The organism is Paenibacillus tarimensis (assembly GCF_021532315.1).
Classification (GTDB): domain Bacteria; phylum Bacillota; class Bacilli; order Paenibacillales; family Paenibacillaceae; genus Paenibacillus_I; species Paenibacillus_I tarimensis.
Map to the genome: position 1 here is coordinate 142,671 of NZ_JAKGAO010000009.1, position 16,785 is coordinate 159,455.

Here is a 16,785-nt window from a genome sequence, read left to right on the forward strand (position 1 = left end):
ATAAGGCGCGGATTGGTATTTTAATCTTATGAGCAGGCAGGCAGGGGTATGCTCCTTGGGGATTGCTTAAAGTAGGGGGCTGCTCATCTACTTAAGAATCATCTGTGCGAAATATAGCGATAAGTGTATAATAGCGAGTAATAGCTTTTATATTCTAATTTTGGATATAGTAGGTAAGTGGAAGGGGTCCATAAGAACATGCAAAAGCTCAGTTTATATATACTGGGGACTGCCCTCATAGTCAGCACGGCTATGATTTTAACGACTGAAGTAAGTTATGAATCCGAAGTCATATCCTCATCTCAAGCTGGGCGTGTTAACGAGATCACTAAATCCTCCATTATTACAAAAGACGGAGAGTTTACTGTCTCATTAGTAGACAGTGTAGACATAGCTGAAGGCGGTACGCTGGCTGAAGGTATGTTCGCTGATAGCAGCTCTTCTCTGAAAGAGTTGAAGAACAACTCTGATTTAATTGTACACGGAACAATTGTTTCTCAAGAGAAGCCTAACAATATGGTGGTTATTTCCACAGTTCAAGTTATTGAGCAGTGGAAAGGAAAAGAATCCTATAAAGAGGTAATTATTCATCAACTTAATAAACAAGTACTAGAGATGGGAGAGGAGTATTACCTTTTCCTAGGTAAACAAATGGACGAGAATAATAATAGTTTTTATATTAAAGGTGGTCACCAAGGGAGGTTTTCCGTGCTAAATGGGAATTTAATAAATGAACATAACCCACTGTTTCAAGAAGAATTGAAAAAAGAGCTCGCTGCACTTGAAAAGCTAAAGCTGGATACTAACGACAGTAATAAGCCAGAGCAGACTGCTCTTCTTGAACATTGGCTTGACCAATAACTGCTTGTTCCTTCTGCACAGATCTCAGCCAGCTCTCCCGGCGATCCTTAATCGTTCGAAGGAGAGCTTCTTTGCGTCAACAATTGGGCGAAACGATAGCGAGCGCATCCCGTATTACCTAACATGACCGGTAAAGGGGAGTCAGAGCCGGTGATAAGCAGGAGAGGGGATGGCAGAATGGAAGTTTATCAGGGCGGGTTGAACGGCAAGACGAAGCGTAATGTGGAGCTGCCGCCGGGACTGTGGAAGAAGGTGCTGCTTGGAGCTGTCATACTTCTAGTGGTCGGCTTCGGAATGACGACTTTCTATACAGTAGAGGAACAGGAGGAGGCGGCGATCCTGACATTCGGCAAATATACGTCGACGCAGGAGAGCTCGGGGCTGCATTTCAAGCTGCCTTATCCAATTCAGCAGGTGGTTAAGGTGCCGGCGAATCTGACGCAGAAGATTCATATCGGGTACCGGGAGGAAGGCGGCAAGATTACTCCGGTCGAAGAAGAGGCGCTCATGATTACCGGTGACGAATATATCGTGTCCGCTGATGCCGTTGTGGAATGGAAGATTGCGAACGTACGGGATTATCTATACAACATCGAAGAGCCGGAGAAGTTCCTTCGCAATTCAGCCAGCGCGGCCATCCGTTCCGTCATGGGATCGACCAAGCTTGATTACGCGATTACCGAAGGCAAGACGGTTATCCAGGCCGAGGTGAAGAAGAAGCTGGAGGAAATCCAAGATCAGTATAACACCGGCATACAGATCATTGACCTGAAGTTCCAGGATATTGAACCGCCGGAGGGCCAGGTCCAGGAGGCATTCAAGAATGTGACGAATGCCCGCGAGGAGAAGAATACGAAGATCAACCAGGCGCAGAAGTATGTAAACGACAGGCTGCCTAAAGCGAGAGGCGAGGCACAGGCGCTGATTGAGAATGCGGAAGCACAGAAGAAATCACGGATTTTGAACGCCGAGGGTGACGTGGCGAAGTTTAATGCCGTCTACAATGAATATGTGAAAAATCCTGCTGTCACCTCTGACCGCCTCATACTGGAGACGCTGGAGCGGATTTTGCCGAACGCGAAGATTGTGATAACAGACGGAGGCAGTGATACGGTGAATTATCTGCCGCTTAATGAGCTGATGGGCAAATCTTCATCCGCCAAGCAGGGGACGAACGGTACCCAGCAGACTGAAAGCACAGGCACGAATGAAGGGGGCAGCGGACAATGACCATGAACAATCGTAAGTGGGTTATCGCCGGAGCAGCGGCGGTTCTGGTACTGATCGCTTTGTTCGGCTCTATGTTCATCGTCAAGGAAGGCGAGTACAAGGTCGTAATGAAGTTTGGTGAAGCGGTGCGCGTTCATGTCGAGCCGGGTATTAAATTCAAAGTGCCGTTCATTGAAACGGTTGCGTCACTGCCCAAATACCAGAAGGTTTATGACAGCCAGCCGACGACTATTTTGACCAAGGACAAGAAGCCGATTATCGTCGATAACTATATGGTATGGCGCATTGACAATCCCCAGCTCTTCCTCCGGTCCCTTCATTCCGTATCGGCTGCTGAAAGCCGGTTAAGCGATGCTGTATACAACGCACTTAGGCGGAAGCTGTCGGAGATAGAGTACGGCAGTATCATAAGCGAGAACACCTCCCGAGGCAATCTGAATGATGAGATCACAGAGATTGTTGCGGAGGTGGCGGAGCGGCAGAACTATGGGGTTTCAATCGTCGATGTGCGCATCAAGCGTACCGACCTGCCGGAAGAGAACAAGCAGAGCGTATACAACCGGATGATATCGGACCGCCAGTCGATCGCTGCGGGCTATCTGTCAGAGGGGGATGAGGAGTCGCGCAAAATCACCTCCAATGCAGACCGTCAGGCGACAGAGCTGATTGCTCAGGCCGAGGCCGATGCTAAGAAAATCGTAGCTGAAGGCGAGCGTGAAGCTGCCCGGATCTATAACGAGGCTTATGGCAAGGACCCGGAATTCTACAAGCTGTACCGGACTCTGGAAAGCTATATTACGACATTCCAGGGTGAGCCGGTGATCATGCTGCCGATTGACTCGCCGTACACACGCATACTGACAGGCGAGAAGTAAGCTAACGGTTGTGTTAACCAATATAGTGTGAACGTAAAAAAGCCGGTTCTCCGGCAGCGCCCTTAACCGGGCGCTGCTGAAGGACCGGCCTGCTTTGTTTGCAGGCATATTCACGCTGTTAAGGCTTCACCAGTGAAGCGGGCATCGACGACAAGCCTTCCGGCGCCACGATGGTATCGGTGCCGATGAAGCGGAGCATTGGCTTGTCCGCACATTCGGTCAGCTTGACGACAACAGCTTTGCGGCCGTCATGAACCTGAATTGTACTGCCGGGCATATACTTGGGCGCTACCTGCACAAGCGCCTGAAGCTCGTCCGTGGTAAACATTGTGTTACTGAGGGCCATAAGCACTTCCAGCGCGCCGTAATGCATGGCATCAGCCTCACAGCTTAAGTGGTCCATATAATTGCACATCTGGCAGATCCGGGTCAGATCCACGAACGGCCGATCCAGTGTGAATCTGCGGAGTCCGGCCAACGGTACGTTCTGATGCTGCAGGACAATATGCGGGATATCCGAATCGGGCGGAAACAGCCGCTTCACAAACCGGTAGCCGGCTTCAGCATGCTCGCTCTGCTGCTCGGTCAGCAGCTTGCCGATGTCATGCAGCAGACAGCCTACTGTCAGGTCCACAAGCCTACTTGCATGAAGGTTAATACAGACTCCAATTTGGGCAGCCCATATGGCGACGTTGACGACGTGTGCGAATGGCTGCAGGGCGCAGGGAACGGAGCTTGTCGGCAGGGGGACAATTATGGAGCGGGTACGAGCCTTCTCCACAATGGACATCGCGGCGTCGAACAGCTCAAACTCAGCAAAATCACCGGCAGTCGCATTTAAGTACACCTTCCGCATAATCAGCACATAACGCATCCAGAGACTGGAGTCAATCAGCTCGTCGAAACGGACATCCCTTGTCTCCTCATCGGTTGTCACGGCATGGCGAATGCCCAGACGCTTCATATCCTCAAGCAGAGCCGCGGACAGCACGGTGCCAGGTTCGATGATTGGCTGGCCAATCGTACCGAATACAGGCCGGGAGGCAGCAGCCTGATCCGGAACGATAGTTGATAAATCCGTTATATGCACAAAAGCTCATCTCCTATTTTCACATAGCTTACTACTATTATCGGAGATAAGTTTGTGAAAAGTTGTGCCCCAGGTATCAGACAAGTGTTAAAAAGCTGTGTGGTTTTCCCATGAAAAAGACGGTATTCTCACCGATTATCGTGAGAATACCGCCTGCGGCCCTGAGTCATACAGGGCAATTGTTAGGGAATAAACTTGTAGCCGACGCCCCATACCGTCTTGATGTGCTTCGGTTCCTTCGGATTCACTTCTATCTTCTTGCGGAGATTGGTAACATGCACGTCAATCGCCCGGTCGTTGATATAAGAGTCTACACCCCGGAGTGAATTGATTAGCTCTTCCCGGCTGAAGACCCGGCTTGGATTCTGGCAGAACATACGCATGATTTCGAAGCCGGAATAAGTGGTTTCCTGATGCTGCCCATCTATGACAATGGTGCGCCGTTCATGATCGACCTGAATTCGTTCTAAGGGCGCCTCGGGCACCTGCTGCAGGTCTGTCTGCACAACAGGGGTTGCTTGGAATCGTCGCCAGATTGTTTCTATCCGGGCTTTAAGCTCCTGCATGCTGAAGGGCTTGCACATGTAATCGTCCGCGCCCGCAGTAAGGACCTTAATCTTCTCACTGACGTTCGACTTCATAGATACAACAATGATCGGAGCCTGTGTGATACTGCGAATATGTACGCAAAGATCTGCCCCGTCACCATCGGGCAGCACCAGGTCAAGCAGAATGACCTCCGGCTGGTAGGAGGTGACGGCCGCTAGCCCGTCCCGGGCAGTTTCGACATGCTTCACCTCGAAATTCTCTCCGGATAGGTATAAACTCAGCATTTCTCCAAAAATTTTGTCGTCTTCGATAATTAGTACTTTCATCATGCGGTCGCACCTGCCTAAATCTGTGAGCGGTTTATTAAAAAATGAAACACTTTGTTAATATTTTACCGTTAACAAGATTATAGCCTGCACAGAGCTGGAAGTCTATTTCCGTTTTTGTCGAATTTCAAATTTTTGCAATAAGTTCGTCGAAAGTTGCCAGATCCACTCGCAGCTCCTGGATGAGTTGGGGGAAGAAGATCGTATCCTGACGTTCGATGACGGTTTCAAGCCTGCCTGCGGTCCGGTATACTGCACCGGCTGCAAGGCTTCCGGCTGCACCGCGCAGCGAGTGGGCAAGCCGCCGGGCTGTTGCCAGATCCTGCAGCTCAAGATGAGACTCGATACGGTCCGATGCGTCGCTGTACTGCTGACGGAAGGAAGCGAGCAGCTGAAGGAGAAGCTCCTCCTTGCCATCAAGCAGCTGCAGAGCTGCCGCCGGATTAAAGATAGCGGGATCAGCCTGAATGTTCAGGAATCTGGGAGACATCTGATGATGCTTGCCTGCTGAAGCCTGATCCAGGGTCACTTCTTCGGAAGGGAGGCCGTCGCCGGGCAGCCAGCGGCTGACAACCTGTATCAGGATCTCTGGCTGCAGCGGCTTAGTCAGGACATCATTCATACCAGATTTCAGGCAAGCTTCCCGGCCTTCCCAGGTCGTGTCGGCGGTTAAGGCAATAATAGGCATGCGATCGAACTCCGCCAACGCGCGGATCCGCCTGGCAGTTTCGATCCCGTCAAGGCCCGGCATATGCATATCCATAAAGGTCAGGTCGAACAGCTCTGTCTTAAGCAGCTCCAGCGCCTCATAACCGTCGGCCGCCACCGTGACGCGCAGTCCTCGTTCCTCCAGCAGCTGTCTTGTAACCATCTGGTTAATCAGATTGTCCTCCACTACGAGAATATGCCGGGTCTCTGCGTTTGCAAGCTTCGGTACTGCATGATCGGACAGCGGGATATCAGCTTCCCCGTTCAGCCGCCTCTCTTCAATAGTAAGCAGTACTTGGTGCAGAGCCAAGGGACTCAGCGGCTTAACCAATACGGCATCAGGCTTCCAATGCTCATCCAGCTGTTCAATGGCATGCCTGCCGTTTAAGGAGGTATACAGGACGGTGCTAACCTTCAGCTGACGGGTCAAACGGCGCATATTGAACCATGTATCCTCGCCAAACATATCCTCCGCCTCCATATCGAGCAGCAGCACATCAGGAGGTGATGAATCGCGCAGCTTATGGAATGCTTCGGACCAGCTGTTTGCCGTCATTACCCGGCCGGAGCAACCGGCGGCTGTGGAGGCAAGATTATCACGGGCCTCGGCGTTATCCTCGACAACCAGGACGTCAAGCCCCGTCCGGTTAAGCCTCATTTCTGTCGTGTCCGGTGCTGTGCCGAACGGAAGAGTGAAGCGGAATTCGCTTCCCACATCCAGCCTGCTTATGACAGTCAGCTCTCCGCCCATCCGGTCCACCAGCTGCCTGGTGATGGCCAGCCCAAGCCCTGTGCCGCCATATTTGCGAGAGGTAGAGCCGTCAATTTGCATGAATGGCTGGAACAGATGCTGAAGCTGTTCCTCCGAGATCCCGATTCCGGTATCGGTAACCGTGAAGGTCAGCAGAACCGAGGCTTCCTTATGACCGGTGACGGACACGCCAAGCCGGATTGTGCCTTGATCTGTAAACTTAATGGCGTTACTGAGCAGGTTCATCAGAACCTGGTTTAGTCTGCTTTCATCGCCAACAAGCGCGGCAGGCAGGTCCGGGGATATATCGATCAGAATATCAACCGGCTTATAGCCCAGCAGAACACTTGCTGAACCGCATATGCGGCGAATCGTCTGCTGGAGGGAGAACGGCGCAGCCGAAAGCGACAGCTGATCTGCTTCCACCTTGGAGAAATCAAGGATATCGTTAATGATCCGCAGCAGAGAATCTGAGGACTCCATAATATTTTGCATATAGTCTCTTTGCGTTACGGTAAGCGGTGTGCGCTGCATCAGATGGCTTAGCCCGATTATGCCGTTCAGCGGCGTTCGGATTTCGTGACTCATGCGAGCGAGAAACATGCTCTTGGCCTGGTTCGCTTCAAGTAGCTGCTGCTGGAATCTCTTCTGTTCACTCATATCCCGTATTATTGTGAAATAGTAAGGCTCTCCCTCGGTTTGCTGAACCACGAGTGACTGCGACATGGTCGCGACCGAACCGTCTGCACTGAGGTATTCCACCTCATGCTCCCAATATCCGTCACGGTCGGCCGACTGAAAGGCTTCCTCAAGATCACAGCCGCTCTCCGGGCTGATGTACTGCTTGAGATTGCGGTTCCAGTCGGTGAGCTCCTCAATACCCAGAAAACGCATGCCGGCATCGTTGATGAAGAACATGGCGCCGTCAGCATGAAGACACGCGATAAAGTCATGTGCAGAATCGACGATGCTGAGCATCTGATCCCTGGAAACAATGGTTTCCTTATAAGCTGTAACATCACGGGCTACGATAACGAAGCCTTTCGTCTGGCCGTCTGGGTGGGTCATCTCGGTCACATTGACATGTACTGGTATCCGGCGGCCATCGCTTGCGATCCACGTCCACTCTTCTTCCTCAGGCGATTGATCGGCTATCCGCGCGAAGAACGCGCCGGGTGTAAGCTCTTCATCCGTCAGGTTCCGTGATTCATCTAACCGCCGCGCAAGCTCTTGGGGGTCAAGCCACAGCATAGGGGTCTCACGGTTCACGACGGCTTCCGCTTTGTAACCGAGCATCTCCTCAGCTCTGCTGTTAAAAAGGCTGATCCGGTAATCCGCATCCGTCACAATCATGGCATAGTGGTTGCGGTGGATGAATGTTTCGAAAGGCTCAAACATGCCCCGAAGACTTCTTGCCATGCCATTAACGGAATGAGCAAGCTGGCCCAGCTCGTCCATGGTCTGAATCTCGATCGCGGGCAGAGTGAAATTGCCCCTTGCTACTTTATCAGTCGCTGTCACAATCTGACGGACACGCTGCATGATGAACCGGTGGAAGGTCCAGTACACAATGATAAACAGGATTACCCCGGATACTGCTGCAGCCAGAAGCGTTGTCCAGAACAGACCGTGAAGCGGCAAATAAAAATCTTCGGTGGTAAAGGAGTAGGCCAGCAGCCAGCTGCTTCCGGGGATTTGGGAATAGAAGGTCTTGGTTGCGTAGCCAAGATTAAGGTCTACAATGCCATATGGCTCTGCAAACTGCCGCTTGATCTGTAAAGCATCGGCAGCATATTCGTTATAATAATTCCGCTTCCGGATGAATTCAGGGTTGGAGTGATAGAGTACGTTGGCGTCCTGATCCACCAGGATAACCCTTCGAGGATCCTGCGGATTGATCGGTTGAAGCTGCTGCCCGAACAGCTTTTTAGCATCCAATGAGAAGAACAGGAGCGTATTCACTTGGCCGGATGCACTTTTCACAGGGATGTAGAGATTGATGACATAGCGTCCCGTTTCATCGAATACAGGGTCGTTGATGGAAGGGATGCCGCCAAGCGCTTTAAGGAATCGGCTGCTGGGACCCAGCTGCCGGGTATTACCGTCAGTCAGCCTCAGAGTGCCGTTAGCCTGCGCGATACCTGCGCTGACCATAGCTTCTCTGTCCTGCTTAAGCTCAGCATTCAGGTATGCAAGCTTTTCCTCCAGCGTACCGTGCCGGATGACATCAGTTCTGCCGATGGTTTCACCCTTCACCAGCTGAAGCTCGAGATAATTGGACAAGCTCCTTGCGGTATCCATAACAGCGCTGAGACTGTTGCTTTCAAGCTGCTCGGTCAGCTTATACCTGGCCAAATAATAGTTAGCAAGACCTGCGCTGCACATGGCAAGGACCGTTGAGAGAAGAACAACAGCCGTTACTTTGGAACGAATGGATCGGAACAAGATTAACGCCACCTTTTAACTTGAGATATCTATCATAGGAAATCAGCATAAATTGGCTTAAGAAGCGGGCTGCCAAGCTGAATGACTACCGCAGCAGATACTGTTGCTTTGGCAGATAATATAGTAAAATAGTAGTAAAACTATCACGCTTACGGACGGAAGGAAAGAACCCAATTGACTCCATTGATCCTGGCGTATGAAGTGAACGGCCTGCTGTGCTTGATGGCCGCCAATCTGCTTTACTTGTTCTTGTCTCCCCGCTTGGAAGAACTCCGCCTTCATCGAAGCATGCTGCTAAGCGGTTTGCTTTTATTGTCTTGCTTCTATTTCCTTTTTATTGAACCGAATCCAAGCCTGTATGTGATCTACACCATACCGGTCTGTCTATCCCTTGCTCTTATGTATGAACGGCGCCTGCCGGTGCTGGTGGCATGGACTGTATTTAATATCGGCAGTTTCTTTCTGGGGATTAATGAGTCCTACGCTGCCGGAGCGGCCTCACTCATGTTAGCAGCGGTTGGATGGTATGCTGGTAACCGCGGATGGCTGCGGGTACGCTTATCTCACAAGCTCATTCGGACAGCTATCTTAATGATGATTTACCTTGTGCTGTACAGGGTTTTCGGCGGCAGTCCGGTATTTAATGACGGCGGGCTGCCAGCTCTGTCCGGTACTTATCTGGCTGCCGCGGCTCTGACCGTCATCGCTCATCTGATTAACAATCAGCAGCGTCTGCAGGAAGAACAGCTCAATATGGAAAAGTATCAGTTGGTAGGTGAGCTTGCGGCTTCCATCTCCCACGAAGTCCGGAATCCGCTGACTTCTGCTCTGGGCTTCCTCCAGCTGTTGGGCAAGCGGGAGCTGCCGGCTGAGCAGTTTGAGCTCTACAGAGATCAGGCGATGAAGGGGATCAGGCAGGCGAACGCGGTGGTTACCGATTATCTGAATTTTGCCAAGCCGGCGGTTGAGGAGGCACGCGAGCTCGATGCCGTGAAGGAGGTTGAGAACATCAAAACTTGGGTCGATCCTTTAACAGAGCAGTCCGGCATCGATATTCGGATTGAACACCATTCAGAAGGCGTACTGCCTATACATGGCGATTCCCGCAAGCTGCAGCAGTGCTTGTACAATATCATTAAAAATGCGGTAGAAGCTATGCCGGACGGCGGCAAGCTGACGGTTGAAACTTGGCGGGACAGCAGCAGTGTGATGATTCAGATCAAAGATACAGGTATCGGCATGACCGGCAAGGAGCTGGCAAGAATCGGTCTGCCCTTTTTTACGACCAAGGAAAAGGGTACCGGGCTGGGGCTGATGGTGGTCATCAGTCTGATCCGTGCGATGAATGGAAGAATGACGATACGTTCCAGGCCGGGTCATGGAACAGTATGCCTTTTGAAATTTCAAACCAGCTAGATATGGGTAATAATTGCTGCAGGTTCGAATGAGGTACAGAAAAGCTGAGTTAACGGGTGGGGAGTCATATGGCTGAAAAACAACATACAAAGCGTCTGAGAGAACAAGCAGGGCAGGGCAAATTATTTGCCTCCTTATTCGAAGACCATCCCCAGGCGATACTTCTTGTGGATCAAGAAGGGGTAATCATCACCGCTAATGCGGCAGCTGAGCAGTTAACCGGCCATACGGAAGAAGCACTTGCTGCTTTAACCGTGAGGCAGTTGTTCGTGTCCGGGTATCCGGGCGTTAACGGAAGTGAGGCTGCCAGCGGGGAGATGAAACAGACTGGAAGAGCTCAAATCCAGCGGGCCGACGGAAGTCATATAGCCGTTATCACAGATCAGCTTCCTGCCCGGGAAGGGAAAACGGTTCTTGGTTCTTACATATTCATTAAGGAAGTGCAGCAGACGGGAAGCGGCGGCATGGATCTTCTGAAAGACCCGGAGCGGCTGCTGCGGATTATTACCGACCATGCTCAGGATGTTATTACATACAGCTCTCCGGGCGGTAAGCTCTTATATATTTCTCCTTCAGCAACGCAGCTGCTAGGTTATGAGGAATCAGAGCTGCGGGATATGGATATCCGCACTCTGTTTGATGATCCCTCGAACATCGTGGAGAGAGACTATTCGGACGGCAGTATCTTCGAGATCCGGGTTCGGCATAAGGACGGCGGCTATAGATGGTTTGAGACAACGATGAAGGTGATTCAAGATGAGGAGGACGGGTCGCCTTATTATCTGGGTATAGGCCGCGATATAACAGCTCGGAAGCAGGGGGAGGAGCAGCTGCGTCACAGCGAGAATAATCTTGCCAAGGCACAGCAGCTGGCGAACCTCGGCTCGTGGAACTGGGATGTTCAGGCAGGCTTGTGGACGTGCTCGGAGGAGATGCGCAGAATTTTCCGGCTGGAGGGCCAGGGGCCTTTCATGGTGGAACGTTTCCTCTCTGCTGTGCACCCGGATGACCGTGAGCGGGTTAGTCTCGCGCTGAACCAGTCCCTGCACAGCAATGAATATGAGACGGAGTACCGTATACTAGCCGGCGAAGACGGGGAACGTGTGATTCACGCGCAGGCCACGCTGGAGCGGGCCCCTGACGGCTCGGCGGTCAGTCTGATTGGAACCGTTCGGGATGTAACGCAGCAGCGGCAGCTGGAGGATCGAATACGCGAGAGTGAAGAGCGTTACAGATCGTTGTTTGAGTATAATCCGGCGAGCGTGTTCTCCTATGACCTGGAGGGGCGTTATACTTCGGCTAACCCAAGCTTTGAGGAGCTGACAGGGTACGACAGACAGGAGCTGCGCGATCTGCCTTCCTTCCGCAGCCTGCTGCATCCCGATGATTATGAGCGGGCGGAGCAGTATTTTGAGAAGGCGAGCGGCGGAGAGCCCCAGCGCTACGAAATGCGCATTATCCGCAAGGACGGCCAGCAGGTCATGTGCGGGGTGACCAAGGTGCCGATTGTGGTCAAGGGAAAGGTTGTAGGCGTCTTTGGTATTCTTCATGACATCACGGAGCGAACCCGGTATATTGAACAGATTGAAACGCTGAGCCATCGTCACAGCCTAATATTGAACTCGGTCTCCGAGGGCATATATGGCATGGACCAATATGGAAGGACAATGTTTGTTAACCCGGCCGCAGAACGGATGCTTGGCTTTGCGGCACATGAGATGATCGGAAAGGTTAATCATTACCTTATCCATCATACAAAAGCGGACGGAACCCCTTATTCGTTTGAGACCTGCCCGGTATACGCTACGCTCCGAGACGGCATGGTACGGCTGATTTCTGACGAGGTGTTCTGGCGCAAGGACGGGACGAGCTTCCTTGCAGAGTATCAGGTAAGCCCTATTAACGACAAGCTGGACGATCAGGCTGTAATGGGTGTGGTAGTTGTATTCCGGGATATAACGAACGAGCGGGAGATCATGAACGCCAAGGAGCGTGCCGAAAAGGCGGATCAGGCCAAATCAGAGTTTTTGGCAATGATGAGCCATGAGATCCGTACGCCGATGAACGGGATTCTGGGAATGGCCGACCTGCTTTTTGAAACAGAGCTGACTGAAGAACAGCGTGAGTATACGGAAATTATTCATACCAGCGGAGACACCCTGCTTCGAATGATTAATGGCATCCTGGACTACAGCATGATGGAAGCGGGCAAGCTCGTTCTGATCGACGAGCCGTTCAATATCGATGAAGTCCTGAGCGAGACGGTTCAGCTGCTAAGGCCGCTGGCCGAGAAGAAGGGCCTCGAGCTGAGCTATTATATTAAGGACGGTACCCCGCATGAGCTTCAGGGAGACGGGACCAGGCTGCGCCAAATTCTGCTTAACCTGATTGGCAATGCCGTTAAGTTTACGGAGAAGGGATATGTGCGGATCAAGGTGGAGTGTGAGCCTACAGAGCTGGAGGAAGGCACGCTCGTCCGCGTCGCGATCGAGGATTCGGGTATCGGAATACCGGCAGATAAGCTTGGTGACCTGTTCCAGTCGTTCTCTCAGCTCCATCCTGAGATCAACCGCAAATATGGCGGGACAGGTCTTGGGCTTGCGATCAGCAAACGGCTGGCGGAATTAATGGGAGGACACGTAACGGTTGATAGTGAGGAAGGCAGAGGCTCCACGTTTACGCTGCATTTTATCTCTCATCAGCAGTCACTGTGTACGGAAGCACCCGAGGAAGAGGTGCCTGCTAACAACCCCAACAGGCAAGGCAGTGGAAGTCTGCAGCTGTTTGGTTCTTCCGCACTGCCGGCAGATGCGGACTGGCAATGGGAAAGTATGTCTGAGCTTCGTATTCTGCTTGCAGAGGATAATCCGGCTCAGCAGCAGTTCTTTCTCCGCGTGTTAAACAGATTAGACCTGCATGCGGATGTAGTTGAAAATGGGATTGAAGCTGTCGAGCATATGCTGCGCAGCCGTTACGATCTGGTTTTTGTCGATATCCAGATGCCTGTGATGGATGGGGTAAAGGCGGTCGGACTCGTTACGGATCTGCTCCCGGCCGACAGGCTGCCGATCTTCGTAGGGCTTACGGCCATTCCGCAGACTAAAGGAGAAGTTACGGGCATGCCAGCAGGGATGCATGATTGTCTGAGCAAGCCCATTCGGACGGAGGACGTCAGAATGCTGATGGCCCGGTGGAAGAACAAGCTCGAATCCAGGCTCCGGTAAGAATCAAACTAATGTATAAGCGCCAATTCCAGACTGTCTCCAGGGGCTATCCTTGGGGGCAGTTTTTTTACAGCCGATCTTGTCCTGAGCAGGCGACTTCCCATTGGATTATTTTCCGGGCAGCAGCAACAAAGAGGCCGTTCAGACGTCTAACATAGAGGAAGGTATAATCAGTCCAAATAATGGGGGTTATTGTTGGCATGGCATTTCGCAAATGGGTTAGCTGGCTGTTGCTTGTATCGCTTATGCTTCCGCTGCTCAAGACAACGGTCGAGGCGGCTGATGCACGTTCAATATCATTATATCTGGAAGGCGAGCAGCTAACGACAGATGTGCCGCCTTTTATCATACCGAAGGTTAATGTGACGATGGTCCCCTTGAGGGTTATCAGTGAAGGCTTGGGTGCAAGTGTGGCTTGGGTTCAGGCTGCACGGACCGTTACCATCACGCGTGATGACACCGTTATCCGCATGACAGGGAATCAGGCAGAGGCTTATGTCAACGACAGCCCGGTCCCGCTGGATGCTTCCGTACAGATGGTGAAGGGGCGCACGATGGTGCCGATTCGATTTGTCAGTGAGCAGCTTGGGTTGAAGGTCGTATGGAACCAGGTGGAACAGACCATCCGGCTCTCGGCAAGAGATGCATCTCCCGCAGTTCCAGCTCCGGTTCCAATTCCTGCCCCTGTCCCTCAGATACCGGACAGTGCGGCGGAGATGAGAGGGGTATGGATCTCAACGGTTTATAATCTGGACTGGCCTACGGCTGCCTCATACGGCAAGCCGGAGATGCAGAAGCAGGAGTATGTGAAGCTGCTTGATGAACTGCAGTCAGCCGGTATCAACACGGTGTTCGTGCAGGTCCGGCCCTCTGCCGACAGCTTCTACCCTTCCAAGCTGGTTCCCTGGTCCAGGTATGCGGCCGGCGCCCAGGGCAAGGATCCGGGCTATGACCCGCTGGCGTTCCTCATTGATGAGACCCATCGCAGGGGGATGGCGTTTCATGCCTGGTTTAATCCGTTTCGAGCAAGTCCGGATGCCAAGCTGGAAAATCTGGCAAGCGGTCATGTGTCCAAGAAATACCCGCAGTGGATTGTCAATTCGGGAGGCAAGCTCTATATTAACCCGGGAGTACCTGAAGCCAGGCAGCATATTATCGATGTCGTTACAGAAGTTGTGCAGCAGTATGATGTGGACGGCATCCATCTGGATGACTATTTCTACCCGTCCTCGGGCAAGTTTTCGGATGATCTTACGTACCGGGCGTACAATCCGGCCAAGCTTGCTACAGTTGCGGAATGGCGGCGTGATAATATTAACAGCTTCATTCGGGATTTAGGGTCTGCGATTAAACAGGTCAACCCTGAAGTTGAATTTGGGGTCAGTCCTTTCGGAGTGTGGCGCAATGCAGCTGTCGATCCGACTGGCTCTAATACGAAGGCGGGAGTGACCGCATATGACAGTATGTACGCGGATGTCAGGACCTGGATCCGGCAGGGCTGGGTGGACTATATCATGCCTCAGCTGTACTGGAGCATGACGAATACCGCTGTCCGGTATGACACGCTTGCCGACTGGTGGGCCAGAGAAGTCGGAGGGACGGGTGTGGACCTGTATATTGGCCATTCCCCATACAAGCTGGGCACCCCGGAAGTAGGATGGCAGAGTCCGCAGGAGATCATTAATCAGCTGGTCTACAATAAGAAGCATCCAGAGATAAAAGGCGATGTCTTCTTCAGTGCGAAGGACCTTCGCCGCAACCCGCTGGGGATCCTTGATGCTCTTCGCTTGTATTACCGGTAACAGCATAGTCAGGTGCCGCAGCCGCATTGAACATGAGCAGCACGCTAAGGCGGCAAGAAGGAGCTTTCCCTCTGTCATCCTCGATGACAAGGGAAAGCTCCTTCATTTGCGGGCGGAGGCGGGGAAGAGCTCCAGTGTCAGACGCTGGCCGGCTTGGAAAAGAACTTCTTGAGAGCCTGATAAACCTCTGTCTTCTCCTTAATAATCGAGTACAGAAATTTACGGCTGTTTATGCTCTTGTAGGCAGACATAAGTGTGCTGCTGCGATTATACTGATTAATCTCCCCGTAGCCGAACATATTCGAGCGTGCCATCAGCTCATGAATCAGCTTGACGCACTTCTCATTATCCGAGGTGAGATTGTCGCCATCCGAGAAGTGGAAGGGGTATATGTTCCAGCTCTGGGGAGGGTACCGGGAATCAATTATATCTACGGCCTTCTGATAGGCCGAGGAACAGATGGTTCCGCCGCTCTCGCCTCTTGTAAAGAAGTCTTCCTCGCTGACCTCCTTGGCTTCTGTATGATGAGCAATAAACACGATTTCCACATGCTCATATTTGCGCCGCAAGAATTTGGTCATCCAGAAGAAGAAGCTGCGGGCTACATATTTTTCGAACGAGCCCATGCTTCCTGATGTGTCCATCAGCGCAAGAACAACGGCGTTGGAATGGGGCTTCATCACTTCCTGCCAGGTTTTGAAGCGCAGGTCCTCCGGGCTGATGCCAGATATGCCGGATTTGCCCGCATTGGCATTGCGTCTAAGGTTCTCTATAAGCGTACGCTTCTTATCGATATTGGACATGATGCCCTTCTTGCGGATATCGTGAAAGACAATGTCAGAAGCCTCCATGACGTCCTTCTGCTTGTTCTCAAGATTGGGCAGCTCCAGCTCTTCGAACAGCATATCTTCAAGCTCAGCCATGCTGACCTCGGTCTCTACATAATCCTCCCCAGGCTTGTCACCGGCTCCCTGACCCTTGCCGGGACCCTTGGCTTCCTTGGGATCCTTGCCGAGCACGTCGCCGACCTGCGAGTCCCCGTCCCCTTGTCCGACATGTTTCTGCTTATTGAAGTTGTAGACAAAGCGGTATTCATCCATGCTTTTGATCGGTACTTTGACAATCTGCCGTCCGTCCGACAGAATAATGCTTTCATCGGTGACAAGATCAGGCAGGTTCTGCTTAATGGCTTCCCGGACTTTCTGCTGATGGCGGGATTGGTCCTGATATCCTTTTCGATGCAGCGACCAGTCTTCCCTGGACACGATAAACAACGGTTCTGTCATGCTTGCCATCCCCTCCATAACCGGTATGCGGCCTTTGTTATACAATATATTCAGCCGTGCAGCAGTTATGTGAGCGAAAACCGCTTAGGACCTGCAGCTCTTTATGCAGAACACGCAGCAGAGAGGGAATCGGGGAGAGTTGAACGGGCCGACAGGGATCGGCTATAGTTAGAGGATGGAAGGGGAATTATGTTGCTCCTGCGGCCAGGTTGGATACTGCAA

Annotated in this window: 10 protein-coding genes; 6 read left to right on the plus strand and 4 right to left on the minus strand. The window is 52.0% G+C overall.

The annotated features are described in order from the left end of the window. Nucleotides 1-198 precede the first annotated feature (198 nt). The 3 genes from L1N82_RS09500 to hflC all read left to right on the plus strand — a co-directional run bounded on the left by L1N82_RS09500 (nucleotide 199) and on the right by hflC (nucleotide 2,966). A complete protein-coding gene (locus tag L1N82_RS09500; RefSeq protein ID WP_235287142.1) occupies nucleotides 199-861 on the plus strand; it encodes a hypothetical protein in 663 nt (220 codons plus the stop codon). 177 nt (nucleotides 862-1,038) lie between these two features. Further along, nucleotides 1,039-2,091: an FtsH protease activity modulator HflK gene (hflK, locus tag L1N82_RS09505; RefSeq protein WP_235287143.1), complete on the plus strand. Its 1,053-nt coding sequence runs from the start codon at nucleotides 1,039-1,041 to the stop codon at nucleotides 2,089-2,091. Beyond that, entirely contained in the window at nucleotides 2,088-2,966 is an 879-nt protein-coding gene (hflC, locus tag L1N82_RS09510; protein ID WP_235287144.1) for a protease modulator HflC, read from the plus strand. Before hflK ends, hflC begins: the two co-directional genes overlap by 4 nt. A 118-nt stretch (nucleotides 2,967-3,084) precedes the next feature. On the opposite strand, the gene L1N82_RS09515 is transcribed toward hflC, so the two are convergent. The 3 genes from L1N82_RS09515 to L1N82_RS09525 form a co-directional block, all read right to left on the minus strand. Beyond that, entirely contained in the window at nucleotides 3,085-4,056 is a 972-nt protein-coding gene (locus L1N82_RS09515; protein ID WP_235287145.1) for an HD domain-containing protein, read from the minus strand. Between the two features lie 182 nt (nucleotides 4,057-4,238). After that, the gene (locus tag L1N82_RS09520) at nucleotides 4,239-4,934 is read right to left on the minus strand and encodes a response regulator transcription factor (protein WP_235287146.1); all 696 of its coding nucleotides are present in this window, start codon (nucleotides 4,932-4,934) and stop codon (nucleotides 4,239-4,241) included. 124 nt (nucleotides 4,935-5,058) lie between these two features. Next, a complete protein-coding gene (locus L1N82_RS09525) occupies nucleotides 5,059-8,835 on the minus strand; it encodes a response regulator (RefSeq protein WP_235287147.1) in 3,777 nt (1,258 codons plus the stop codon). Between the two features lie 174 nt (nucleotides 8,836-9,009). Here L1N82_RS09525 and L1N82_RS09530 point away from each other — a divergent pair, with 174 nt between their 5' ends. The 3 genes from L1N82_RS09530 to L1N82_RS09540 all read left to right on the plus strand — a co-directional run bounded on the left by L1N82_RS09530 (nucleotide 9,010) and on the right by L1N82_RS09540 (nucleotide 15,277). Further along, nucleotides 9,010-10,251, plus strand: a complete 1,242-nt coding sequence (locus L1N82_RS09530; protein WP_235287148.1) for an ATP-binding protein — start codon at nucleotides 9,010-9,012, stop codon at nucleotides 10,249-10,251. A gap of 68 nt (nucleotides 10,252-10,319) precedes the next feature. Beyond that, on the plus strand, nucleotides 10,320-13,475 hold the full coding sequence (locus L1N82_RS09535; protein WP_235287149.1) for a hybrid sensor histidine kinase/response regulator: 3,156 nt from the start codon (nucleotides 10,320-10,322) through the stop codon (nucleotides 13,473-13,475). Between the two features lie 200 nt (nucleotides 13,476-13,675). Continuing rightward, complete coding sequence (locus tag L1N82_RS09540; protein ID WP_235287150.1) at nucleotides 13,676-15,277, plus strand: family 10 glycosylhydrolase; 1,602 nt, start codon at nucleotides 13,676-13,678, stop codon at nucleotides 15,275-15,277. Between the two features lie 137 nt (nucleotides 15,278-15,414). Here L1N82_RS09540 and yhbH read toward each other — a convergent pair whose 3' ends face one another. Beyond that, nucleotides 15,415-16,563: a sporulation protein YhbH gene (yhbH, locus tag L1N82_RS09545; protein ID WP_235287151.1), complete on the minus strand. Its 1,149-nt coding sequence runs from the start codon at nucleotides 16,561-16,563 to the stop codon at nucleotides 15,415-15,417. Between the last annotated feature and the right edge of the window lie 222 nt (nucleotides 16,564-16,785).